The sequence below is a fragment of the Sphingobium sp. TomTYG75 genome (assembly GCF_054771635.1).
Genome location: NZ_BSRE01000001.1, coordinates 1161526 through 1185384, shown reverse-complemented (window position 1 = coordinate 1185384; position 23859 = coordinate 1161526). Strand labels below are relative to the sequence as shown.

At 61.6% G+C, this 23859-nt stretch carries 27 protein-coding genes and 1 pseudogene; 15 read left to right on the top strand and 13 right to left on the bottom strand.

The annotated features are described in order from the left end of the window. Nucleotides 1-238: 238 nt before the first annotated feature. From ACYU81_RS06030 to ACYU81_RS06005, 6 genes and pseudogenes are all read left to right on the top strand, one after another. A pseudogene (locus ACYU81_RS06030) lies at nt 239-500 on the top strand (hypothetical protein); the annotation flags it as partial. Between the two features lie 273 nt (nt 501-773). After that, complete coding sequence (locus ACYU81_RS06025; RefSeq protein ID WP_230463184.1) at nt 774-1505, top strand: TetR/AcrR family transcriptional regulator; 732 nt, start codon at nt 774-776, stop codon at nt 1503-1505. Between the two features lie 334 nt (nt 1506-1839). Next, the gene (locus ACYU81_RS06020) at nt 1840-2640 is read left to right on the top strand and encodes a phytanoyl-CoA dioxygenase family protein (protein ID WP_196224668.1); all 801 of its coding nucleotides are present in this window, start codon (nt 1840-1842) and stop codon (nt 2638-2640) included. A 95-nt stretch (nt 2641-2735) separates the two neighbouring features. Continuing rightward, the gene (locus tag ACYU81_RS06015; RefSeq protein WP_196224667.1) at nt 2736-3665 is read left to right on the top strand and encodes a phytanoyl-CoA dioxygenase family protein; all 930 of its coding nucleotides are present in this window, start codon (nt 2736-2738) and stop codon (nt 3663-3665) included. Between the two features lie 185 nt (nt 3666-3850). Beyond that, a complete protein-coding gene (locus tag ACYU81_RS06010) occupies nt 3851-4579 on the top strand; it encodes a hypothetical protein (RefSeq protein ID WP_460986851.1) in 729 nt (242 codons plus the stop codon). A gap of 53 nt (nt 4580-4632) precedes the next feature. Then, nucleotides 4633-5937, top strand: coding sequence for an NtaA/DmoA family FMN-dependent monooxygenase (locus tag ACYU81_RS06005; protein ID WP_196224665.1), 1305 nt, complete (start codon nt 4633-4635; stop codon nt 5935-5937). A gap of 680 nt (nt 5938-6617) precedes the next feature. Here the strand turns inward: ACYU81_RS06005 and ACYU81_RS06000 are convergent. Genes ACYU81_RS06000 through ACYU81_RS05990 form a run of 3 tightly spaced genes read right to left on the bottom strand, consistent with a single transcriptional unit; the run spans nt 6618 to nt 9095 of the window. After that, nucleotides 6618-7340 (bottom strand): anti-sigma factor family protein, encoded by a 723-nt coding sequence (locus ACYU81_RS06000; protein ID WP_460986850.1) that lies wholly within the window; start codon nt 7338-7340, stop codon nt 6618-6620. Beyond that, on the bottom strand, nt 7333-7866 hold the full coding sequence (locus ACYU81_RS05995) for a sigma-70 family RNA polymerase sigma factor (RefSeq protein ID WP_460986849.1): 534 nt from the start codon (nt 7864-7866) through the stop codon (nt 7333-7335). Before ACYU81_RS05995 ends, ACYU81_RS06000 begins: the two co-directional genes overlap by 8 nt. Continuing rightward, a complete protein-coding gene (locus tag ACYU81_RS05990; protein ID WP_460986848.1) occupies nt 7854-9095 on the bottom strand; it encodes a glycosyltransferase family 4 protein in 1242 nt (413 codons plus the stop codon). Before ACYU81_RS05990 ends, ACYU81_RS05995 begins: the two co-directional genes overlap by 13 nt. A 231-nt stretch (nt 9096-9326) precedes the next feature. On the opposite strand from ACYU81_RS05990, the gene ACYU81_RS05985 reads away from it, so the two are divergent. The 4 genes from ACYU81_RS05985 (at nt 9327) to ACYU81_RS05970 (ending at nt 12434) form a co-directional block, all read left to right on the top strand. Next, complete coding sequence (locus tag ACYU81_RS05985; protein WP_460988121.1) at nt 9327-9959, top strand: peptidylprolyl isomerase; 633 nt, start codon at nt 9327-9329, stop codon at nt 9957-9959. A gap of 59 nt (nt 9960-10018) precedes the next feature. Continuing rightward, nucleotides 10019-10762, top strand: coding sequence for a DUF72 domain-containing protein (locus ACYU81_RS05980; RefSeq protein WP_460986847.1), 744 nt, complete (start codon nt 10019-10021; stop codon nt 10760-10762). A gap of 305 nt (nt 10763-11067) precedes the next feature. Beyond that, complete coding sequence (locus tag ACYU81_RS05975; protein ID WP_460986846.1) at nt 11068-11454, top strand: gamma-glutamylcyclotransferase family protein; 387 nt, start codon at nt 11068-11070, stop codon at nt 11452-11454. Nucleotides 11455-11519: 65 nt separating this feature from the next. Then, a complete protein-coding gene (locus ACYU81_RS05970; protein ID WP_460986845.1) occupies nt 11520-12434 on the top strand; it encodes a dienelactone hydrolase family protein in 915 nt (304 codons plus the stop codon). Nucleotides 12435-12540: 106 nt separating this feature from the next. Here ACYU81_RS05970 and ACYU81_RS05965 read toward each other — a convergent pair whose 3' ends face one another. Further along, on the bottom strand, nt 12541-13074 hold the full coding sequence (locus ACYU81_RS05965; RefSeq protein ID WP_460988120.1) for a peroxiredoxin: 534 nt from the start codon (nt 13072-13074) through the stop codon (nt 12541-12543). Nucleotides 13075-13181: 107 nt separating this feature from the next. Between ACYU81_RS05965 and ACYU81_RS05960 the strand changes: the two genes are divergently transcribed. From ACYU81_RS05960 to ACYU81_RS05945, 4 genes are all read left to right on the top strand, one after another. Next, entirely contained in the window at nt 13182-13706 is a 525-nt protein-coding gene (locus ACYU81_RS05960; protein ID WP_460986844.1) for a hypothetical protein, read from the top strand. Between the two features lie 40 nt (nt 13707-13746). Next, a complete protein-coding gene (gene recF / locus ACYU81_RS05955; protein ID WP_460986843.1) occupies nt 13747-14817 on the top strand; it encodes a DNA replication/repair protein RecF in 1071 nt (356 codons plus the stop codon). Between the two features lie 108 nt (nt 14818-14925). Next, nucleotides 14926-15459, top strand: a complete 534-nt coding sequence (locus ACYU81_RS05950; RefSeq protein ID WP_460986842.1) for a CHAP domain-containing protein — start codon at nt 14926-14928, stop codon at nt 15457-15459. Between the two features lie 79 nt (nt 15460-15538). Next, nucleotides 15539-16264, top strand: coding sequence for a CHAP domain-containing protein (locus ACYU81_RS05945; RefSeq protein WP_460986841.1), 726 nt, complete (start codon nt 15539-15541; stop codon nt 16262-16264). 126 nt (nt 16265-16390) lie between these two features. On the opposite strand, the gene ACYU81_RS05940 is transcribed toward ACYU81_RS05945, so the two are convergent. From ACYU81_RS05940 to ACYU81_RS05910, 7 genes are all read right to left on the bottom strand, one after another. Then, the gene (locus tag ACYU81_RS05940; protein ID WP_460986840.1) at nt 16391-16666 is read right to left on the bottom strand and encodes a DUF3297 family protein; all 276 of its coding nucleotides are present in this window, start codon (nt 16664-16666) and stop codon (nt 16391-16393) included. A gap of 30 nt (nt 16667-16696) precedes the next feature. Further along, a complete protein-coding gene (locus ACYU81_RS05935; RefSeq protein WP_460986839.1) occupies nt 16697-17551 on the bottom strand; it encodes a S1 family peptidase in 855 nt (284 codons plus the stop codon). Nucleotides 17552-17554: 3 nt separating this feature from the next. Continuing rightward, on the bottom strand, nt 17555-17977 hold the full coding sequence (locus tag ACYU81_RS05930; RefSeq protein WP_449474264.1) for a DUF350 domain-containing protein: 423 nt from the start codon (nt 17975-17977) through the stop codon (nt 17555-17557). Nucleotides 17978-18212: 235 nt separating this feature from the next. Continuing rightward, entirely contained in the window at nt 18213-18512 is a 300-nt protein-coding gene (locus tag ACYU81_RS05925) for a hypothetical protein (protein ID WP_460986838.1), read from the bottom strand. A 121-nt stretch (nt 18513-18633) separates the two neighbouring features. Further along, nucleotides 18634-19875, bottom strand: coding sequence for a class I SAM-dependent methyltransferase (locus ACYU81_RS05920; protein WP_460986837.1), 1242 nt, complete (start codon nt 19873-19875; stop codon nt 18634-18636). A 32-nt stretch (nt 19876-19907) separates the two neighbouring features. Continuing rightward, the gene (locus ACYU81_RS05915) at nt 19908-20660 is read right to left on the bottom strand and encodes a molybdopterin-binding protein (RefSeq protein ID WP_460986836.1); all 753 of its coding nucleotides are present in this window, start codon (nt 20658-20660) and stop codon (nt 19908-19910) included. Next, a complete protein-coding gene (locus ACYU81_RS05910; protein WP_460986835.1) occupies nt 20657-21385 on the bottom strand; it encodes a cytochrome b/b6 domain-containing protein in 729 nt (242 codons plus the stop codon). The genes ACYU81_RS05915 and ACYU81_RS05910 overlap by 4 nt, the downstream gene beginning before the upstream one ends. 413 nt (nt 21386-21798) lie before the next feature. Here ACYU81_RS05910 and ACYU81_RS05905 point away from each other — a divergent pair, with 413 nt between their 5' ends. Further along, nucleotides 21799-22311 carry an outer membrane protein gene (locus ACYU81_RS05905; RefSeq protein WP_460986834.1) on the top strand — a complete coding sequence of 171 codons (513 nt, stop codon included), beginning with the start codon at nt 21799-21801 and terminating at the stop codon, nt 22309-22311. 204 nt (nt 22312-22515) lie between these two features. Here ACYU81_RS05905 and ACYU81_RS05900 read toward each other — a convergent pair whose 3' ends face one another. After that, on the bottom strand, nt 22516-23433 hold the full coding sequence (locus ACYU81_RS05900; protein ID WP_460986833.1) for a DMT family transporter: 918 nt from the start codon (nt 23431-23433) through the stop codon (nt 22516-22518). Continuing rightward, nucleotides 23430-23786: an endonuclease domain-containing protein gene (locus ACYU81_RS05895; RefSeq protein WP_449474255.1), complete on the bottom strand. Its 357-nt coding sequence runs from the start codon at nt 23784-23786 to the stop codon at nt 23430-23432. Before ACYU81_RS05895 ends, ACYU81_RS05900 begins: the two co-directional genes overlap by 4 nt. Nucleotides 23787-23859 lie beyond the last annotated feature (73 nt).

The window sequence follows — 23859 nt, the reverse complement described above, 5'->3', positions numbered from 1 at the left end:
GAACTTCTGCCGATCACTTCGATCGGCACTGTCAGATCAAATGCACTGCTCGTTAGGCGCTGGTAAGCAGATTCCATGCCGTGGCCCGCACCTGCCAGCCCAATCCGCTACGTCAACTCTTCGCGAGAAATCATCCGCCTGGTGGTGATGATGCATGTGCGATTTCCCCTGAGCCTGCGGAACGTTGAATAGATGGCCTTCGCTGATATGTCGCTGCGGTGGACCGGCTGGGTATACAAACAGGATGGAGAACAGCCGCCGTTTGCCTTTCGGCGACGGGAAAGAGCGACGCTCCGCTTCAGGCAGATGAAGGCACTACAGAAATTCGCCTCTGTTCACGCCAGCATCCACAACCATCTTTCCCTGGAGCGCCACCTCATCGACGGCAGACCTTTAAGGAGAGACGCTCAGCCGCACTGGCGGAGTGGCGGTTCCGCGGCCTGAGTCCCTGCCTCTTCATCCCTTGGTGCATGCAGCGAAGAGCGATTCGGTTTGTCTGACAGCACTACCTCGAATCTCCGGTTGGCCCGCTCCCGTTCGGCCGTCAAGTCGTTCGCGAGATCGACATCACCCGGTAGCCTCAGGTATCCAGCGCCAATTTCGGCGGGGCACGGCAGTAAAGGGAGTCGTTCCCGCCTAAATTTGGGGCAGGTGACGGCGCCCAAATGTGGGGTCACCGCTCGTGTCGCGGGGTTCGAGCCTCGCGGTGTAGAGAAGGCCAACCTACACTGGCACCCTTGATCGACTGATCCTTCAATGCTTAGGACAGTGCCATGATGGAAGCCGATAGCAATGAACAATCGATGGACCTTGGCATGGTGCGCCCCGGGAAATCTTCCCGAGGCTCTAAAACGGTCGACATGATACTTCGATCTGCCGTTCAAGTGTTGATTGAAGAGGGATCGGCGGCGTTCACATTGAAACGGATCGCAGAAAAATGCGGTTTGCAGATAGGCAACGTCACGCGCCATTTCCCTCGAAAGGAAATGCTTGTCCAGTTACTTCTTCATGAAATCCTCGATTCCAGTGAAGAACTCCTAAGACATCGCGTGTATGAAACTAATATGCCTGCCGAAGACGCGCTGACTCTTGTGATAACCGGCACGTTGGAAGGCGCCAAGGCGAAAGGAACAACGCATTTAATGACAGAACTTTGGGCCATGAGTAATCACAATGAATTTGTGGCGGAGCGCGTGGAGGCCTTATACCAATATAGTCACACATTGATTGGTTCGTTCGTAAAGCAGCTGAATCCCTCGCTTAACGACGAGGAAGTTGAAGCAGTCTCGATCTTCATCAATGCCGCAATGGAAGGCATGACAGTCATCGCAGGTCATGGTAAGCCATGGTCGAAAAAAATGCCGCTTATGCAAATGATCGGAGCGAATTCGCTCGTCAAAATGGCGAAAACCATCACTCCGGCCGAAATACGCATACTGAAGGCCCGGCCAGACGAAATGGCTGCGGAAAAACGGGGTGCGACGCAAAAGCGGGCGCCGAAATAGGTTAAACTCAGAGCGTGCGGCCAAGCGCGCGGCCCACGCCGGGTGGCCCCATCGCTAAATCATGCTTCGATAACGAACTTGGACGACGAGTCTTGCGCTCGGCCCATCGCTGGCGCTCGCGATGGCGCGGTAACCCCACATAAACCTGTTGACAGGAAGTTGAAAATATTCAACATAAGAAATGTTGATAAATATTAACGTAAGAAGGAAGGCGCGGTGCTTGGCTCAGCGACGGTCCGCTGCCCTATGCGATTTGGTTTAACCGACAAGGTGGCACTGGTAATTTCTTTGAGCTTAGCGCGCGACGAGACGACCTGCTTCAAGGAGTATCACGATGAAGCTTCAGCATCTTCCTAACGACGCCACCGTCGAGGAAGCGATAAAGGTGATCCGTGAGCATGGCCATGTGATCATAGATGAGCTGGTTCCAGGTTCCGTTATCCATCAAATCCTGACGGATATGCGGCCATATACCGATGCTGCGCCGTTCAGCGAAAATGAGTGGTTCGGTAATGGAAGTCAACGCGTCGGCAATTTGATCGCACGCTCGGAAACCGGTCGCGACCTCGTGATGAACCCTTTGGTACTTGGCGTCGTGAAGGACGTACTTAGCCATTCACCGATCGTTCAGCTCGGCGCAACCGAGATGATCTCATTGAAGCCAGGTTGTCCCGCGCAATTTATTCATCAAGACGAAATGACTTTCGACAGCTTTCCATTTCCTGATGACTATATCGTTTCTTGCAATACCTTGTGGGCATTAACGGACTTCACCGAAGAAAATGGCGCGACCCGGGTTGTTCCAGGAAGCCATGCCTTACCGCGTGCGGAATATAGGTTGGAAGACACGCTGCCAGCCGAGATGAAACGTGGTTCCGTGATGATTTTCACGAGCAAGCTGTGGCATGCCGGGGGCAGCAATCGATCGAAAGACATCCGACGCGCGCAGGCGATCAACTATTGTGTTGGCTGGGTCCGGCAGGAGGAAAACCAGTTTCTGGCCTGCCCGCAAGATATCGCCCGAACCCTGCCTGACGATCTTCTGAAATTGATGGGGTATCAGATCGGCTTTGGCTACGGCCACGCCGGGGCGCAAGCGGACCCCTTGACTGCACTCAGGCAGGCACACCCCTGATACGTGCCGGGATGAAGGACGCGAGATAGCGATCAGGGTGAGATCACGGTCTCACTAGCGATATCATTCCAGATCAAAGACTGAAGGATCGTGAAATGTCAGTTGGAAACACAATTTCGATAGATGACTATCAGACCGAGCAAATGAAAGCGACAGTAGTGGTGCCACTGGATTTTCAGGACGCTCTGCCGCAACCTACGCCGGATCTGGAAACGGCAAAGGCCGACTTTGAACGAGCAGGCTATGCGATCCTGACCGCCGCGATCTTGCCAGACAAGGTCGAACTCGCCCGGCAGGTGCTGGCTTCCGAAATTGCCCACGAAGAGGCGGCGGACATCACTCGGGTAAGCCAGTTCTTTGTCGATCCCGATGCCAAGAATCGGCGTCTGGACCGCTTGCCCGATCGGCATCCGGTGTTTCTCGAACTCCTCGAACAGCCTGTTTTGTTGGACCTCGTCAAACACATCCTCGGACCCACGGTGCTTAACGAAAGCTACCTTGTTCAAAGCCTGGATGCCAATGTCACACGTCCAGGAAGCGGCGCGCAATTCATCCACCTGGACGCTGCCCGCGACACCCATGATCAGGCCGTTCCATACCAGGCTCGCTTCATCTGGTGCCTGGATGCGTTTGACGAGGAGAATGGTGCGACGCGTGTCGTCCCTGGCAGTCATCGCTGGAACGACCGGATCGATATGTCTGGTGCAACATTCTACGAGTCGGTGCCAGCCATCGCCCCTGCTGGCTCGCTGCTCATTTACTCGGATATGCTGCTCCACGGCACAGGGGCAAATGTATCGACTGACCGGCAGCGGGCATCCATCAACTTTGGTTACTGCCCGCCCTGGTGTCGGCCGTTGATCAACTTTCCGCTCGTTCTTGATCCGCGCACGATGGACGGCGCGTCACGTACGCTCCGTCAGTTGCTGGGCTACAGCTCTGTCGTGAATGGCTTCGATTCACCCTGGAACTCGGCTTCGGAAGAGCTGCGTTCCATGACGGTCCCGGCCACCATCGAATACTGACCGTAGGAGCGGCGCAAGGCAGTCGGTACGCGGCGGTGGCGGCATCGCCACTGAACGCAAGTCGGTGCCTGGTGCGGACTCGACGGGGAAGGGGTCGGGAAGGCTGGAAAGACACCGGCGTACCCCGGTCGGCGTACATTTTGCGAGAGCAGCCTATGCACACCGCTTTCTCATTGAAGGGTTCGATGTTCGAGATCGAGATGAACGGTCATGCGGCGGATCGGGAGGAGCTGCTGGACTGGCGGCCCGATGATCGGCTGGCCGTCATTCTCACCTCGCCCCTGAGCGCACTGGGTGCCAGCATGCTGTTACAGCTGGTGACCACGGCCTATTATGATGTGCGCCCCAGCCGCCGAAAGGCGCCGCATTATGCGGAAATCTACCTGCTTCATTCTGGCGGGCGCTATGGCGACTTCTCAAGCTTTGACGTGGTGCCCCGTCGGGAGGTCTTTCTTCCAGCCGATCCCGACGCGCTGATCGAGGCGATCAACGATCGCGCGATTACCCACCTGGCTATTCCCGACGGAACTCCACGGCATTTGACGTTCCCTTGGAAAGAGCCAGAGGTGGCGCGCGATCGCATCCGGCATTGCTTTGCCTATACTGCCCAGGGACGCACCAGTAATGCCGATATTGCGATCATGTCGCGGAACCCTGATCTGCACCAGGATGTCGAACTGGCGCTCGAACCAATCGCGCTTGCGGAGAGTATCGAGCGCTACATCGACGCAGGCGATGCGGATGTTCAGCTTTATTCAAGAGAGCTGGCGCAGCGTGTGCGCAGTCGATTGATTGAAATTAGTGCAGACGAGAAAATAACCGCAAGAAAATATCACGACGCCATTTGGGATGACGGCGTCATGCGGCAGACTTTTCGAAAGATCAGTGTCGACGCCGCGCTCTCGCTGCTCTGACACACGTCTACCGGTCATCAGATCATCAAATTAAAATCAAGGAGACTGACGCTATGGCACACACAAAATTCCACCTCGGCTATTTCACCAAGTTCGGGGCCACGTCATGGCCCGGTGACGGCAAGGAGTTCGGGTCGGACTGGATTGACGGTTCCTATCACAAGCAACTCGCCAAGATGCTGGAAGCAGCGAAGTTCGATTTCATCTTTTTCGAAGACACGTTGATCGTTGGCGACAGATATGCCGGCTCCATGGAGCTCGATCTGAAGAACGCTACGCTGGCCCCCAAACTCGATCCCATCCCGCTGCTGCCAGTCATGGCGCAGGAAACGTCGCACATCGGACTGGTCGCTACCGCGTCCACCACATTCTACCCGCCCTATCTGCTGGCCCGACTACTTTCGACCGTCGATTCCCTTACGGGCGGGCGCGCTGGCTGGAACATGGTCACGTCCAGTGAGAAGAACGCGGCCCTGAATTTCGGCATGGACAAGCTGCTGCCGCCTACGGTCCGCTATGACATAGCGGATGAATATGTCGAACTGGCCAAGAAGCTGTGGGATTCGTGGGAAGAAGGCGCGCTGGTCGCTGACCCTGAAACAGGTGTGTATGTCGACCATAACAAGGTTCACACCATCAATTTTGAAGGTAAGCATTTCCACTCGCGCGGCCCACTGAACACGGTGCGGTCGCCGCAGGGCTATCCTGTCCTGTGTCAGGCCGGTGCATCGGAACGCGGCCGCGAATTTTCGTCGAAGAATGCGGAAGTTGTTCTGGGCATGATGACCGGCGGCGTTCCCGGGATGAAAGCCTATCGCGAGGATATTCGGCGGCGCGCCGAAGCGCAGGGCCGCAACCCGGATGATATCAAGGTCATCTTTCTGACGCCCGTCAACATCCTTCCCGAAGGGGTTGAGAAGCAGGAAATGACCGAAGCTGAAAAGCAGGCGTCGTTCGAGCATAATATCGTCATGGCCTCCTCCTCGCTAGACGTGGACTTTTCGCTCTATGACCTGGACGTGCCCGTGCCGCAGGACATCGTTGCGGGCGGCCATACCAGCGCGCTCGACCATATGAAGAAAGCCGGGCGGGAAGAAGGCAAATCCATCCGTGACCTGTTCTCCATGGGCCAGGGCGCCAGTGGAATGGACTTCAGTGGCACGCCGGAGCAGGTCGCCGAAAAGATGATGGCGGTCATGGATGAAGTCGGCGGCGACGGCTTCCTTATCGAAGGATCGGGCTATAACCGCCAGCTCCCCGATCTGCTCAACGGCGTTATTCCCGCTCTGCAAAAGGCCGGTGCGGTTCGCACCGAATATCGCGGCACCACATTGCGCGAAATTCTGCGGGAGTTTTGACTCTGCAATCGGGCGGTTCGCAGTTAGCCGCCCGGTTTCAAGCCTGCCGCTACCCATGTACTCTGGGTGGTGATTGTAGCGGGGTATCGAAGGTAACAGCTTGCGCCGAGGTAGGCCATTCGCGATACACGAGATAAGTCATACGCTTGGATGGTGCCGCTGATGTCTCCTTATGGCTGCAGTCCGGTAACCGAGCGGCACGGGTCGGCGCGCTGCACCCATCTGTTATCGGGCGAATGGCAGGATGCGTCCTGATCTGACATTTACACCAGAGCAGGGGGAACGCCGATGCTGCGAAGGGTTTCGGGCGCTTGCGTACGAAAGCCTCCAGTGCAGGAACCCGCGGGGTCCTTTGGTCGGAAACTGCCTCTGGGATCAGGTTCGGTGAATGGCGGCTTTCCTGTCTTCGCCTCTCTAAACGCCAAATTCCGCAAACGGCCGGTCGCGCTCGAACACCTGCGTCCACTCATTTCGGCTAGCGTCTGGACAGATCAAGGTTTGTCCGTCATCCTTTCATCAAGCTGGTGATTTCATGGCCAGCAGGGATACCCGTGGTAAGGGGTGTGGGAAAGCTTCAGCTGGTCTGGCAGGAACATAGGAAATTTGCCGCTTTTAGCGCGGGAATACTGATCCCTCCCTCTCCGCCACTTGATATCAAAAGCTTCCGTATCCAGCCGGGGTCAGGACCAATATTGGTTCAGCCGTTCCGCCTCCTGGTCGATCGTGCCGGGATCGCCTTCGCCGGTCAGGGCATAGGACATGTCGCCGCGTCGCCAGTAGGCGACGGACTGGTTGCCTTCGCGTACCGTGTCGGGGATGGCGGGGGCGTCGCTTTTCTGTCGTGTCGCGAAGATGGACAGGCGCTCGCCCGCGCCGGTTCTGATCGCGACGAGAAGGGCGGGACTTTTCCCCGTCGGGAAAAGCTGAACGTCGGTCACGTTCCAGTCGGCGGGCAGTGTGGGCAGGAAGATGTGGGTTCGCGCCAGAAGCTCATGATGGTCGAGCGCCTGCCCTTCGATTTGCGAAGCCATGTGCGCCCGGATCAGCGCGACCCGGTGAGAGGCGACGGCCATATCGACATAATCGGGCGGGCTAGGCCCGGTCGCCAGCAGCAATGCCAGCGCGGCCGCTGTCCCGGTCCCGCCGACCGTCGCTGCCCTGCGCCAGAAAAGCCGGGCTTTCGAAGGCGCAAGCGCTGCGCTGTCGTCGAGCAAATGGCCGGAGAGTTGTTCCTTCCTGTGCGCCAGCAGACGGAGCCCGGTCCGCGCGCTGAGGTCGGCCATTACTCGCGCCGCGAGATCAGGGCGGGCGGCAAGATGCGTTTCCACGGCAAAACGTCCGGCATCGTCCAGTTCATCATCGATATAGGCGTGCAATTCGTGATCGGCGGGTTCTTCAGTCATCCTGTCCTCCAACCAGACGCAACGTCGCCCGCCCATCGACGCTGCCGGAGTTGCGCAAGCCCGCCCGCGCCCGCGCCAGCCGTGACATGATGGTGCCCACCGGCACGTCCAGCACCTCGGCCGCTTCCTGATAGGTCATGCCTTCGACAGCGATCAGGTGCAGGACCGATCGATGATGGTCCGGCAGCGCGGCGAAGGATTGCCCCAATTGGGCAAGCTGCACCCTATGTTCCTGCCCGGCATCGACATGCGCCATCACCGTTTCGGCAAAGCGCGCGTCGCGCCGCGCCTCGGCGGCTTCGCGCCGTTTGCCCGATATGAAGACATTGTGGACGATGGTGAGCAGCCATTGGCGCCTGCTACGGCTGGGTTGAAAGCTGTCCTGCCGCTCGATCGCGCGCACCAGCGCGTCCTGGACCACGTCGTCCGCGTCCTGATCGTCGCGCGCGAGGGAGCGGGCATAGCGGCGCATGGCGGTGAGGTCGTCGCCGATCGGGCCGCCGGTCCCGCTTTTCAGCCAGCGCATGATATCAGTTCCCGTACCGTGGCGGACGGTGGGGCACCCGCCAGGCAATCGGCATAGGCTTGATAAACAGGCGCAAGGACATCGTCCCAGTCATAGCGGTCGGCAGCCGCGCTGGCCATCGCGCTCATGCGGCGGCGGCGGCGGGGGTCGCCGATCAAATGTTCGACCGCCGCGGCATAGGCGGCCGCGTCTTTCGGTTCGACCAGCAGGCCCGTGACATCATGGGTGACAAGAGCGGCGGCGCTCGGCACGTCTGCCGACACGACGGGCAGTCCGCTCGCCATAGCTTCGAGATTGACGTTGCCAAAGGCTTCGGTGACGCTGGGATTGATCAATATGTCGGCGCTGGCGATGGCGGTGCCGAGCGCTACCCCCTCCAGATGCCCGGCAAAGGTCGCATTGGGCAGGCGTTGGGCCAGCCAGCTGCGGGCCGGTCCCTCTCCCACGATCAGCGGACGCAACCCAGGGTGACGCTGACGCAGAAGCGCGATCGTCTCGGCAAAGACGTCCAGGCCCTTTTCCAGGACGAGGCGGCCAAAGAACAGCGGCACAACATCGTCGCGATCATAGCCATAGGCCGCGCGCACAGCGTCGGATCGGAGTGACGGATGGAAGCGCGCGCGATCGACGCCCCGGCCCCATATCGAAACCTTTGCCTCTCCATAAGCGCTGGCGAACTCATCGGCGATTGGCAGCGTCGGCGCCAATATGCGGTCGCACCGGCCATAAAAGCGGTCGAGATAGCGCTCGATCGGCTTGCGCAGGAAGGACAGGCGATAATAGTCCGCATAGGTTTCAAAGCGCGTGTGCACGCTGGCGATCACGGGCAGATCATTTTGCCGGGCGTAGCCGAGCGCCTGCCATCCAAGCCAGTCGGGCGCTGATAGGTGGATGATGTCGGGGGCGAAGCTGTCGAGATCGGCGCACGCGGCGGACGTAAGGCCCAGGGCCAGCCGATATTCGGGCCGTCCCGGCAAGCCGAGCGAACGAACGGCCTGGATATCTCCAACGGCGGCGAAGGCGGGCTTTGGCGCGCGCGGCGTGTAGATGCGCACTGTTACGCCATGGCGCGCCTGAAGATAATCCACCAGCCGGTTGAGCGCCTGATTCGCGCCGTCCCGTACGCAGTCATAATTGCCGGAAAATAGGGCGACCCGCATTGGCCGCTTTGCATCTCGGGCGGCGATCGGCGGGCGGGGCGAGCGGTCGAGGTGGAGAAGCGTTGCCATGATGCGACGCTTACGCATGCCGTCGCGCTTTTATTCCGGCTCACCTCCTTTTTTCAACAGGCAGCGTAAGGCGAACTGATCGGGGACGGGAGGCGTCCCGTTGGCCACTGGCGAGCGCACGGTTCGTCCTGTAGCGCGATCATCGCCCGTGCGCTTTGGAATGAAGACGATAGATCCTTGGTTAGACCGCCGATTTCTGCTGCCCTGTTGCGCGCACTTGCCCTGTTGTTGATGGTGTTTCCGGCGGCGGCGTGGGGAATGCCGGGCAATCGGGCGACGCCCGGCTATACGCGCGTGGCGATCGAGACATCGGTGGGCACGATCATTGTTGCGACGGATAATAAGCGGGCGCCGAGCACTTCGGCTAATTTCCTTACCTATGTCGATGATGGCCGGTTCGATGGCGTCACCTTTTACCGGGCGGCGCGGCGCAAGAGTGATGCGAGGCTGGGGCTGATCCAAGGCGGGATCGATACCGACGCGCGCCGGTCCCTGCCGCCGATCCCGCATGAGCCGACCAGCAAGACCGGCATCCGGCATCTCGACGCGACCCTGTCGATGGCGCGGCCCAACCGGCCGAATTCGGCGATGGGCAATTTCTTCATCACGGCGGGTGCCACCCCCAATATGGACGCGCGGGGGGACTATATCGGCTATGCCGCTTTCGGCCATGTGGTTGCTGGCATGGATGTCGTGCGCCGCATCCTGGCCATGCCGACCTGTTGCGGATCGGGGCCGATGCGGGGGCAGATGATCGTTAAGCCGGTGACGATCATTCGCGCAAAGCGGCTGGATGGAACGGCGCGGCCGACGCGCGGGGTGAAGCCTTGGCTGATCGGCCTGCGGCGCAAGGCGGCTTCCTGACATTTCCTCTGTTCCGGGCAGCGTTCAGCCGTCAGGATAAGTGCTGAAAGGAGAGTGCCATGGCGGCGGGACGCATCAGGGTAGGCATTGGCGGATGGACGTTCGAGCCATGGCGCGGCACCTTTTATCCCGAAGGGCTGCGGCAGAAGGATGAACTGGCCTATGTCGGCCAGCATCTGACCGCGACGGAGATCAACGCCACCTATTACAGCACGCAAAAGCCCGTGACCTTCGCGAAATGGGCCAAGGCGGTGCCCGACGGCTTCCAGTTCGCGGTGAAGGCGTCGCGATACTGCACCAATCGCCGCGTGCTGGCGGAGGCTGGGGAATCGATCGGCAAGTTTGTGGGGCAGGGGATCGCGGAACTCGGCGATCGGCTGGGTCCGATCCTGTGGCAGTTCATGCCGACCAAGAAATTCGAGCCGCAAGATTTCGGTGCTTTCCTGAAGCTGCTGCCTGATAGCGTCGATGGCGTCCCGCTGCGCCATGCGCTGGAGGTGCGGCACGAAAGTTTCGATGATCCCGCCTTTTTGCAACTGGCGCGCGATGCGGGTGCGGCGGTGGTGCTGGCCGACCATGACGAATATCCTGCCATTGTCGGCCATGATGTGGGCTTTTCCTATTGCCGCCTGATGCGCACGCGGGAGGAGGAAGCGACCGGCTATTCGCCCAGGGAAATTGGCGGCTGGGCAAAAAAGGCGCGAGCGATGGCGGATAATGGTGACGTCTTCGTTTTCTACATCAGCGGGGCCAAAGTGCGTGCGCCCGCCGCGGCCCAAGCGATGATCGTTGCATTGGGGTGACAGGGCTGTTGCATTTGCTGCAACTGCGAACGCGTCCTTTGCGATTGAGGCAAAGGGCGTGTTCCATCATATGCGTTCTTGTCCAAACAGGGCGCAAAACAAAAATTGCAGGAAACGAAACATGCGGCACACTATGCAGGGCGTTGCGTTGATGGTTGCGGTCGGTGCGCAGATGCTGACCTTCTACTCGGTGCTTTTCGCCTGAGCGATTAATCGCTCCCCTTTATTCCTCGTCTTGGGGGAATTTCAAAAAGGCCGCCCGGCTATTGTCAGGGCGGCTTTTTTATTGCTAGCGATTACGCGCAATGAGCCAGCCTTTGCTATTCGTCTACGGGTCTCTCCGGCCCGGATTTTCAGGGGATATGGCTCGCTGGCTGGCATCAGTGGCGGAATTTGCGGGTGCTGCCATTGCGAGCGGTGCGCTTTACCGGATCGATTATTATCCCGGCTTCGTTCCCGATGCTGACGGAATTGTCACGGGTGAGCTGTACCGGTTGCCTGATCCTGACGGCATCCTTGCCATCCTTGACGAGCATGAGGAGTGCGCGGCGCATTTTCCCGCGCCTCATGAATTTGCGCGGGAGCGGATCGAGGTGCGCAGCGCCGCGGGGGCGGTTCGTGCATGGACTTATGTCTATGCGCGCGACGTCGCGGGGCTGGAGCGAATCGCGGGCGGCGATTTCCTGGCCTGACCGCTTGCGCTGGGCGGACGGGCCGATAATCTGCGGCGGCCGGGGGGCTGCGGAGAGGAAGCGCGATGAGCAGTGAGAATGCAGAACCCGGCCCCATGGATCGCCTGCCCGAAGACCGCAGCTGGATCGACAGCACAGGGCTCGACCGGCGCAAGCTGCTGATGACCGGCGCCTTCGCGGCTGGTTTCGCCGCCGTATGCCGTCCGGTGTCGAGCAGCGCCGTGCAGACATCGGGCGAAGGACTAACGCAGGAGACGGTTTCGATCGCGGCGAGTGATGGCTTTGCCATGCCCGCCTATGTGGCGCGGCCGGAAAAGGCGAAGAACGCGCCGGTCATCGTCGTGGTGCACGAAGTTTTCGGCGTCCATGAATGGGTCCGCGACATGTGCCGCCGCTTTGCGCGAGCAGGCTATTATGCGATCGCGCCCGATCTGTTCGCGCGGCATGGCGATGCCACCAAGATCGCGGATATCCAGCAGTTGATCAGCAGCATCGTGTCGAAGGCGCCCGATGCGCAGGTGTTGTCCGACATTGACACGACCTATGACTGGGTGGGCAAGCATGGCGGGGACGCGGCACGGCGGGGCATTACCGGCTTCTGCTGGGGCGGGCGGATCGTTTGGCTCTACGCCGCGCATAGCGCGCAACTGGATGCAGGCGTTGCATTCTATGGGCGGCTGGTCAGTGAGAAGACAGCGTTGCAGCCGTTGAGCGTGGTGGAGCAGGCGGCTGCGCTGAAGGCGCCGGTGCTGGGACAATATGGCGGGTTGGACAAGGGCATCCCCGTCGCTGACGTCGAGACGATGCGGGCGGCGCTGATGAAGGCAGGCAAGTCGCCGCCGGATGCGATTACGGTCTATCCGGACGCTGATCATGGCTTCATGGCCGACTATCGACCCAGCTATAATGAGGCGGCGGCTAAGGAAGCCTGGGCAGCTACGCTGGAGTGGTTTGGGCGCTATGTGAAGGGCGTCGGATAAGGGTGATGCCCGTTCGTGTCGAGCGAAGTCGAGACATAGGATGCGTCAGCGCTTCTCGACTTCGCTCGAAGCGAACGGAGGTGGGGGGAGACGGGGTAGGCGTTTCCTATTTCGCCTTCATCGATTGTACGGCAGCAAGGGTGCTCTTTACATGGCCGGTATAATTCATTTCGCTGTGGACGAAGACGATCCGACCGTTGGGCGCGATGACGTAAGAGGTGCGGTCGGTTATGCCCGGCGCCATCTTGAGCGCGACGTCATAGCCCGCGATGATGTCTGGCCCGGCCGAGGCGACCGCGAACTTGCCCGCGCACTCCTTGGTGGAGAAGGCGACAAGGTCGTCCACCGGATCTGCCGACATGCCGATCACGGTCGCGCCCGCTTTCCTGAAATCATCGATATGCGTCGCAAACTCGCGCGCTTCGGCCGAACAGCCGGGCGTGAAAGCCTTGGGGAAGAAGTAGAGGACGACCGGGCCCTGCTTCAACTGGTGGGACAGGGTAAGGGTGAATGTCTTGCCCGCCCGCGCGCCGCGCGTGGTGAAATCGGGCGCCTTGGCACCGGCAGACAGCGCCGCCACGGCGCCGGTCGATCCCAACATGGTGGCGGCAAGGGCCATTGCGATCATCGCGCGCTTCATCATCACCCGTCTCCATCCTTTGCGGCAGAGCAAGGGTGATGGCCCCAAGCCGTGCCGCTGGCAAGCCTGTAGCTGGAACCCTTCACCGCCCCGCCGGTTCATTACGGATGCGCCTGCTTTTTGCCATGCCCTTGCTGTTGCTCGCCGCATGTGACGACAAGGGCGGGGAAAAGCCCCGCATGTCGACCAACATCGTCGATGAGCAGGCGACCTATGATGTCAGCAATGAAACGCCTGCGCAGGATGAAACGCTGGCGGCGGGCAATGAGACGCCGCCCCAACCGGGCGACAACGCATCTGTTTCCGCCGCTGCTGACAGGACGGGAACCGCGTCGCATGCTGGCGCAATTCCTGCGGCGTTACAGGGGAGCTGGACCGGCCTTAACGACCGTTGCGGCGATCGGTCGGCTGAACTGGAACTCAAGGTGACATCGGACAGCCTGATCTTCCATGAAAGCGTCGGGACGGTGACGGGAGTTGCGACCGGAGTCGGCGGCAAGGTGAAGGTCGATGCCGCCTTTACCGGAGAGGGGGACAGCTGGACCAAGAAGCTGGAACTGCGCCCGTCCGCCAGTGGCCGCGAACTCACGATCATCAATGACGGGGCGGCTGTGACGCGCAAGCGCTGCTGAAGCGCTTTCCGTTTGTCGCGAGCGTCGCTAGAGCGGGGCGATGATCGGCCGCCTGACCTTGAGCGATTTCCGCAATCATGCGGATGCGCTGATCCTTCCCGATCATGCTTTCATCGTGCTGACCGGCGAAAATGGCGCGGGGAAGACCAACATATTGGAAGCGGTGTCGATGCTGGCGCCTGGACGCGGCCTGCGCGGCGCGGCGTTGCGCGACATGGCGCGTCAGGGTGGGCCGGGTAGCTTCGGCATCGCGGCGGAAGTGGACGGGGTGGTGCTGGGGACCGGCACTTCGGCTCAGGCGCCCGATCGGCGTCAGGTGCGGATCGGGGGCGTCGCGTCCTCGGCCAATGCGCTGCCCGACCATTTGGCGATCGTGTGGCTGACCCCGGCGATGGACCGGCTGTTCATGGATAGCCCCGGCGGACGGCGGCGGTTTCTGGACCGGCTGACGCTGGCGCTGCATCCGGGACATGCTGTGCACAGCGCCCGTTATGAGGCGGCGATGCGGGCGCGCAATCGGCTGTTGTCGGACCTGCCGCGCGCCGACCCGTCATGGCTGACGGCGCTGGAGGCGCAGATGGAGGAGCATGGCGCGCTATTGTCCGCCGCGCGTGCTGATCTCGTTACCCGGCTGGGCGTGGAACTTGTTGGCCAGCCCGATGAGCCTTTTGCCCGCCCGCTGCTGGCGATCGACGGGGAGGAGGAGGGCGAGGTTGCGCTTGCGCAGCGGCTGGCGCGGGAGCGGCGGCGGGATGCTGCGGCGGGGCGGACCTTGTCTGGGCCGCACCGGCAGGACCTGTCGGTCATCCATGCGGCCAAGCGGCAAGCGGCGGCCCTCTGTTCGACCGGGGAACAAAAGGCGCTATTGCTCTCCATCCTGCTTGCCCATGCCGCACTGGTCGCCGCTCATCGCGGCCAGCCGCCGGTCTTGCTGCTCGATGAAGTGGCGGCTCACCTCGACCCGTCGCGGCGAGCTGCGTTGTTCGGCCGGTTAAGAAAAACGGGCGGGCAAGTGTGGATGACGGGGACCGAAGATAGTCTTTTCAACGAGTTGGGTCTAGCAACACGGTTAACGGTAACGGCGGGCCAGCTTTTTCGTTCCGCAGGTTAACCCGCCTCCGCAACAATTCACCGCTTGGCGCTTCTCAACTCATCCTGGCTCTGCGCTAAAGACGCCACGGGGTTGATAACGCACAACAAGTCGGGGGTCGTTTCACACATGGTCGGTGCTTTTCGCGCATTTATCGCGACTGTCGTGCTTGCGCTCGGCGCCCTGATCGTGACCCCTGCCGCCGCTGGCGTTCTGCAGTGCGCACCCTATGCGCGTCAGGTTTCCGGCATCGCACTTTATGGCAACGCCAACACCTGGTGGGGTCAGGCCGAGGGTCGCTATGACCGTGGGCATGAGCCGCGTGAAGGTGCCGTCCTGGCCTTCGCCGCCAGCCGTTCCATGCCCGTCGGCCATGTCGCCATGGTCAGCAAGGTGGTCAGCGATCGCGAAGTGCTGCTGACCCACGCCAACTGGTCCTATCGCGGCGGCATCGAGCGCAATGTCCGCGCCATCGACGTGTCGCCCAATAATGACTGGACGGACGTGCGCGTGTGGTACGGCCCGATCGGCGGCCTTGGCCTGCGTTCGAACGCCGCCAAGGGCTTCATCTATCCCGGCCATGCCGGTGAGGCCGCGCCGGTTCAGATCGCCATGGCCGATCGCGTGAACCCGGCCGCTGCCGCCGCTGGCGCTGCTTTCTGACAGTTTAACCAGTTCATAAGAGCCGCCGGATAATCTTAGCGGCGGTGGGGCGATTCTCAGTGGTTTGAGGTCGCAAATAATGTTTCGATATGTTCGCGGGGCGGCTTGGCTGCTGGCGGCGCTGGTCGCCACGCCGGTATTCGGCGCAACCGCTTTGCAATGCGTGCCCTATGCGCGGATCGTGTCCGGCGTGAATATCCGGGGCGATGCGCTGACCTGGTGGGATCAGGCGGAGGACCGCTATGCGCGTGGGCATGTGCCCCGGCGCGGCGCCGTCATGACCTTCCGTCCCTATGGGCCGATGACCCTTGGCCATGTCGCGGTGGTCAGCAAGGTGCTGGACGACCGGCACGTGCTGATCCGTCATGCCAACTGGTCGGTGCCCGGTGCGATCGAGGAAGATGTGTTGGCGCTCGACGTGTCCGAGGCGGGCGACTGGAGCCAGGTGCGCGTGTGGCACAGCCCGACGGGGCAGATGGGCGCGCGGACCAATCCGACCTTTGGCTTTATCTATCCGGACAAGCCGCAGTTGCATGCGTTCGAGCCTGATCCGGCGCTTGGTACGAGCGTGCGGCTCGCGAAGGCGGATGCGGAGGCTTGGAAGCCGACAAAGGCGGTGATCAAGGCTGACGGAGAGGAGCCCTCTCTGCGCCTTGTGAGCCTTGGCCGTTCACTGCGCAAGGCTGCGCATGAGCCGAAGCTGGAAATGGATATGCGGGCGATCCAGTTCGCGGATGCCACACCTTCGGGACGATCGCTACGCGACATCATCGCCGATGTGAAACGGGATGCGCGGCTGCGCTGACGGGTTTGAGCGACCTCCGTTCGTGTCGAGCGAAGTTGGGGGCACGTTATGTGCGACCGCTTCTCGACTTCGCTCGAAGCGAACGGAAGTTATTGGGAAGTGCCGGTCCTATGAGGATAGGCCAGCTTATTCCGCGTCGGCGGCCTTTTCCTCTTCGCCGTCGGCCCCGCGCTCGAACCAGGCTTCCACCGGGCCGGAGAGCTTGATCGTCAGCGGCTGGCCGTGGCGGTCCTTGGTCTTGCCGGCGGCGACACGGATCCAGCCTTCGGAAATGCAATATTCCTCGACATCGTTGCGGACGCGGTCCTTGAAGCGGATGCCGATGCCCCGTTGCAGCACGTCCATGTCGAAATGGGGGCTGCGCGGGTTGGTGGAGAGGCGGTCGGGAGGCGTGTCGCTCATGGCTGTTTCAGATCCTTCGTTTCGCGCCGCCTAGCCTTTTGGCCGCGCCGCCGTCAACCGGGGCGCTTCGTCGACGTCGCAGAAGATGCGCCGGATCACCCCCTGTTCCAGCCAGGAGGCAAAGCGCGTCTCGGCATCGGCCAGCCCGGCGAAGGGGTAGGCGACCGGCTGGTCATTGACGGCGCGGCTGGCGTGAACCAGCCGGATCATGGCGTCGGGCGCGGTGGTCAGAATGCGGCCGCGCCGGTCGGTCGCCGCGCTGTTGACGCCGATGACATGGCCATCTTCGGCAAAGACGGGGCCGCCGCTGATCCCGGACAATGTGTCGTCGCTTTCGGGCAGGCGCGCGACCTCTGCCCAAGCGAGCACCGGCTGGGTTTCCTCCGTCCGTCCGCGCCGGGCGCTGGCCGCGCCGATCAGTTCCGATACGACAAGCGCCGCGTGCCCGGCAGGGAAGCCCATGTGGAAACCGAGCGATCCGGGTGCGGGCACGCGATCCGACAATGGCAGCGCGTGATCACTGGGCAGGCCGTCGCGGACCAGCGCGGCGTCGGCTTCCCGGCTCTCCACGATGCGGGACACGGCGCGCGCGACGCCACCGTCCTCCAGCCCGATGCGGGAGCAGTCATGGGTGACATGCTCGGCGGTCAGCCAGGCCCCGTCGCGATCGACGGCAAAGGCAGTGCCCATGCTGTCGGATGGCGCGGCCGCCCGATCCTCGATCACGAAGGCTTCATCGCTCCATTGCGGCATCGGGCGCCGGGGCGATCGGGGATCGAAGCTTTCGACCCGCAGCGGCGTCGGTTGCGTCACCTCGCCGATCCAGGCGATCGTCAATATGACGCCCAGCATCAGCGGCAGGCAGCCGACGCTCCGCCGCGCCATGGCTCAGCCCGCCACGGCCGCCGCCGTCAGGCAGGCGATCGCGACTTTCATCATGGCAAGGAAGACGGCGGCCGACCGCTCATTCGCTTCGATCCGCGCCGACAGGGAGCCGAGCAGAAAATCCACGAAGCGGAAGGCGATGAGTTGCAGGATCAGTGTGACGCTGCCCCAGATGATCACGTCCCAGACATTGACCGACCCGGCAAGGCACAGCGCCAGCGGAATGGTCAGCCCGATCGCGGCGCCGCCAAGCGATATCGCCGCGGCCTCGTTCCCCGCGCGGATCAGGGCGAATTCGTCGTGCGGCGTAATCCACATATAAAGCGCCAACGCCGCGAGCCAGGCCAGCGTTGCGGAGGCGAGGTGCAGCAGGAAGATGGGGAGCCCAGACAGCAGGCTCTGGATGACGGGCATGGGATCGCTCATGCGACCAAGGATGCCGCAACCTGATCCCCGCTTCAATCAGGGATCGGGTTGCGGAAGTGTTTCTGTGCCCGGAGCTTCGTGCGTTTATCGGCACTGCCTCCTATTTCCGTTCGCCCTGAGCCTGTCGAAGGGTTCTACTTCTTTTTAGGAAGTAAAGGGCTTCGACAAGCTCAGCCCGAACGGGGTTGGGTGATTCAGATTAGAGGCACGATGCTCCAAGTCAGACAGCTATGCCTCAGCGGCAGATGCGCACGCGGACGTCCCGGTCGCGATAATAATCATAGCGCCATTCGGTCCAGCAGCGCTGGCGATAGCGATAATGGCTCCGCCGTCCATCGCGCCAGTAGCGGCGGTCGTTGTCCCAACGGCGGTCGTTGCGCCGGTCCCAATCGCGGTCATGGCGCCCATCACGCCAGTCGCGGTCGCCATAGCCATAATAGCCGCCGCGATATTGCGCCTGGGCGGGCGCGGCAGTCGCGCCCAGCGCGGTAATCGCCAATCCGAGCGCGGTCGCGCCCTTCACGAAGATGTTCATTTCCTCTCTCTCCTCACTAGCACCCCCGGACGCATGGCGTTCAGTGGGGCTACGGATGAGAAGATGCACTTGGTTGACTGAACCGTCCGGGAACGGCGCTGTCAGCCAGCGTTCAGGGGGACTATTTGCCGCGCAGTTCGTCCTCGGCAGACACCATATAGTCGCGCGTGATCGGCAGGGATCGGCGATTGCGCGTATATTGAACCTGGTAGTTCACCATGCTGCCATGTTCGAACACCGTGGCCGCGCCCGCCAGATAGAAGGTCCACAGGCGGAAGAAGCGTTTGTCATAAAGCGCGATGATATCCGCCCGGCGCGCCATCGCGCGGGCATACCATTGGCGGATGGTCAGGCCATAATGCAGCCGCAGCACTTCGACATCCGTCACCATGAGGCGCGTGCCCTCGCTGCCCTGGATCATTTCGGACAGGGCGGGGATATAGCCGCCGGGGAAGATATATTTCTGGGTGAAGGCGTCGGTGATGCCCGGCCCATCGACGCGTCCGATCGTGTGGATCAGCATCACCCCATCGGGCGTCAGAAGATCGCGGCACTTGTCGAAGAAGGTGCGGTAATGGGCCGTGCCGACATGTTCGAACATGCCGACCGACACGATCCGGTCGAACGGCCCCTCTATATCGCGATAATCGATAAGCTCGAAACGGACATGGTCAGCGACGCCGGCCTCCTCCGCCCGCTGCCGCGCGACCTTCAATTGCTCCTCCGACAGGGTGATGCCGGTCACATCGACGCCGCAGGTGCGGTGCAGATATAGAGCCATGCCACCCCATCCGCAGCCGATGTCCAGCACCTTCATGCCGGGCTTCAGATGCAGCTTGGCCGCGATATGCGCTTTCTTGTCCTCTTGCGCCTGTTCCAGGCTGATCCCCGCATCATTGTCCGCGTCGGGAAAATAGGCGCAGCTATATTGGCGGTCGCGATCGAGGAAGAGGGCGTAGAGGGCGCCGGACAGATCATAATGATGGGCGACGTTCGCTTTTGACCGGGCGCGGTGATTGGCGCGCCAGAGCGTCTGGCGGATCGATTTGAACCCGCGTTTCAGCCGCCCCTTGTCGCTGATCGACTTCCCGCTTTCCCAACTGTTGTTGGCGCGGATCAGCGAGATCAGTTCCATGATCCCGCCGCCTTCGATTGTGACGCGCCCGTCAATATAGGCCTCCGCCATGCCAAGGCGCGGGTCCTTGATGATGTCGAAGGGCACGCGCGCGTCGCGGAACTTCAGCGCGAGCGAGGGGAAGGCCGGATCGGGCGTACCCGCCGTCACCTTCCTGCCGTCGTGATAGATGATGGTCAGCTGTCCCCGTGTGACAAGCCGCTTGATGACGCGATCGAATAATTTCATGGGCGGCAAATTGTCAGGTCATGCAGCGCCCGTCAAATGCCTGCATACCAATCATAATTGGCGCGATCTTCCCAATAGCCCCCTTTGCCGTCGCCGATGCCGGAGAGGGTGCTGACCGCCTTAATCTCCATCAAATATTTGGCCTGCTTATAGCCCAGCTGCCGCTCGACGCGCAGTCGCAGCGGCGCGCCATTGGCTACCCTCAGCGGCTGGTCGTTGAGCGCGAAGGCGAGGATGGTTTGCGGGTGAAACGCGTCGAATATGTCGATGCTTTCATAATAGGGCCGCCCGTCGCCCATGAAGTCAGCGCATTTGAAGACGAGATAGCGCGCGCGGTCGCTCATTCGGGCGGCGTCCAGGACAAGGCCGAGGGGCACGCCGCGCCATTTGCCGATCGCGCTCCATCCTTCGACACAGTCATGGCGCGTGATCTGCTCGCGATGCGGAAGGTTGTGCAACTGGGCAAGGGATAGCGAAAGAGGGCGGCCGACCAATCCCGTGACCTTTAGCCGCCAATCGGCAAAGCCCGTCCGCCACAGGGCGCGATATTCGGGCGTGTCGGGATTGGCGGTTCCGTTGGGCCGGAAGAAGGGAGAAATCTGGTCAGGCCTGAACTCCCGCGCCAGCGCGTCGCGCGCCATCAGGTTGCGCTGCGCCCATTTGTGGAAATTCTCGGCAGAGAATAGCGCGTCCCGCACATGTTCGTTGCGCCCCAGCCGGTCGCATCCCGACAGCGTGGCCGCCGCGCCGAGCATCAGCGTGCGGCGATTGAGGATCAGGCTCATGGCCGCTCTTCCGGTAAGCGGTAGCGGCCGGTGATGATCGATCGCAATTCGTTCGCCGGGCCTGCCAACAGCACCATGGTCAGGTGGACGAGGAAGAAGGCGACCAGCGTGAAGGCGGTGATGAAGTGGATCGATCGCGCCGATTGCCGCCCGCCGAACAGATCGACCAGCCAAGGCCAGGCGGCGTTCATGCCCGGCGACATGGTGAGGCCGGTGAGAATGATGAGCGGCAGGGCGACGAAGATGATCGCGATATAGCTCGCCTTTTGCAGGACATTATAGCGCAGTGCCGCCTGACCCGTCGGGAAGCGCAGGCGCGCATGATCGATAATGTCCTGCCAGACATGGCGCGGGGCCAGTTCGCCCCTCCGGAAGGCGAGGTCGCGGCCGATATGGCGGCCCAGCAGCGCCCAAAGCATGTAGGTTAGCAAGGCAAAGGCGAAGATCGGCGCTGCGGTAAGGTGCCAGTGCCGCGACATCGCCAGATCATAATGGGCGGGTAGGGTCACCCACCTGCCAAAGCGCTCCAGCTTCAGCCATGGATGATCGAAATTCGCGCCGAACTGCCCCCAATAAAGGCGCGGATGGGCATTGAAGATGCCAAGGCCGCTGGTGAAGAGGATGTAGAGCAGTCCGGCATTGATCCAGTGCCACAGCCGAACCGGCCAGCGGTGGCGCAGTACCGGCGGCGGCTTGTCGTCTGAGGGGGTAGGACCGCTGTCCATCGTCCTGCTGTTACCCTTTTGCATCAGTCGCGTCAAAAGCTGCCGTAGCGATCAGAACGTATCCGAAATGAGGTCCCGGTTCATCTTCTGGCCACATTCTCTGTGGATAGGAGCGCTCGGCCTTGCCTCAAGATCACGCTGTGGCGGAAAATGGGGGAATAAGATGGTGAAGAAAAGATGACTGTTGCGAAATAGCATCATCCATCGACAATCTTCATATCGATATTGCAACATTGATCAAAGACAGCCATATGCGCCCTCGCTTACGACGCAAGATCGGGGCAAGCAGGGATGGAGTAAAGGGGTCACTTCATAGCGACGCTCGAAGCTGAATGCTTCGATACCATGCCTGTTATATATCAAGAGTGCGATCCGCTTCCTGGATGATGCACATCTTACCGCATGAGGACATTATGAAGACTGTGATTTTCGCAGCTGTTGCTGCTGCTGCCGCTTTCTCGGCTCCCGCTTTCGCGCAGGACGCTGCTCCCTTCACCGGCCCCCGCGCTGGCGTGACCGTTGGCTATGACAGCTTCGGCGACGAAGAAGGCGTGAGCTATGGCGTGAGCGCTGGCTACGACATCGCCCTGACCCCGTCGATCACCTTTGGTCCGGAAGTGACCTTGGGCGACACCACCACCGACGTTCCGGGTACGGACCTGAGCCGCGATCTCGCCGCTTCGGTGCGTCTGGGCTACGTCCTGACCCCGCAGGTCCTGGCGTTCGGCAAGGTTGGCTATGCCAGCACTCGCATTGAAACCACTGGTGTCGGCGGCGCGGCATTCGAAGGCGTCCGCTTCGGTGGCGGCCTGGAATATGCCATCACCGGCAACACCTACATCTCGGCTGAATATCAGCGCACCGAGTATGAAGCTGGCATTGGCGGCCGTGACGCTGGCGTTGTCGGCATCGGCTTCCGTTTCTAATCCTTTCGGGATCTGAAACACAGGAGGGCGGTCCCATTGGGGCCGCCCTTTTTGTTTGTCGGCTTTGGCTTCGCAGGTAGCTTCGCGAAGCTGACGCCGTGAATTGCGAGCAGCCTCGTATGGGGGCGAAGCGGTAAGCGATGCTATGGTGATCGAGCGAAGTCTTGCGTGGGTGCCGGGCTGCTGCCCTCCATCCCCACGAAGCTATAGCGAACCGGCCAGAGCCAGCACCACGCCGCTTCCGACCAGCAACAGGCCCATCACCTCGCCGCGGGTCATCCGCTCTCCAAGGTAGAAGTGACCAAAGCCCAGGGTGAAGGCGACCTCTATCTGACCCACGATGCGGACCAGCGCGACGGGGGCGGTCGCAAATCCGGTGAACCAGCAGGCCGATCCCAGGGCCGAGAGCAAGCCGACCTGCCCTGAAATACGCCAGCTCGCGAAGACTTTCCGCATCTCCGCCGGTTCGCGCAGCAGCAGATAACCGCCCTGCATCAGCGTCTGGAGTGACACGGTGGCCACCAGTACGACGAGGGCGGCCAGGATCGGGTCGCTGCCGCCGACTTCCTGCGTCGCGCGCCTGATGCCGATGGCGGTGAGCGCGAAGAAGAAGCCCGACGCGATGCCGGTCAGCGCGGCGGGCTGACCGAGCGCCTTGAGGAAATCGGCTGGCCCCATGCGCTTGCCGCCGGTCGACAGCAGCATGACTCCGACAACGCCGCAGCCGATGCCCGCCCAGGCGAGTGGGCTGAGCCGCTCACCCATCAACAGGAAGGACAGCGCCGCGCCCTGCACCGCTTCCGTCTTGGAATAAGCGGTGCCAACCACGAAATTGCGGTGGGCGAAGGCCATGATCAGCAGGTTGGTGGCGATGATCTGCGCAAGGCCGCCACCGATGCAGAACAATAGGAAGGACGGGTCGGGGTGAGGCAGGGGCGCGTTGCCTGTCAGCACGTAGCCGGTCAGCAGCAACAGCGCGAAGGGCAGGCCGTAAAGATAGCGGACCAGCCCCGCCGCGTTGATCGACAGGCTATGGCTGACCCGCCTCTGCACCGCCGTGCGCCAAGCCTGCATAGCGCCAGCGAACAGGGTGGCTGGGAGCCAGATGGGCGAGGTGATCACTTAATCCTCCCCATCGCGAGATGGGGAGGGGGACCAGCCTCCGGCTGGTGGAGGGGAAAGGCGCGACAGTTTTTCAGGATATGCCGCATCACGCTATCCAGATCGGTAAGAACATCGATAGCTTTGATCCTCAGAACCCTGAACCCCTGCGCCCGCAGCCAAATGTCGCGCCGCTCATCATGCGTGACCCGCTCGATGTGATCATGCCCGCTTCCATCAATCTCAACCGCCAAGCGGGCTGAAGCACAGTAGAAATCCAGCACATAAGGCCCCACCGGATGTTGGCGGCGGAACTTCAATCCGCTTGGCCGTTGCCGCAGCCATTGCCACAGCGCGACTTCTGGTGGCGACATCTCTCGCCGGAGCCCGCGCGCATTGTCGACCGTTTTCCTTCGCGGCGGCATCGCGCATTTCCCCTCCACCACT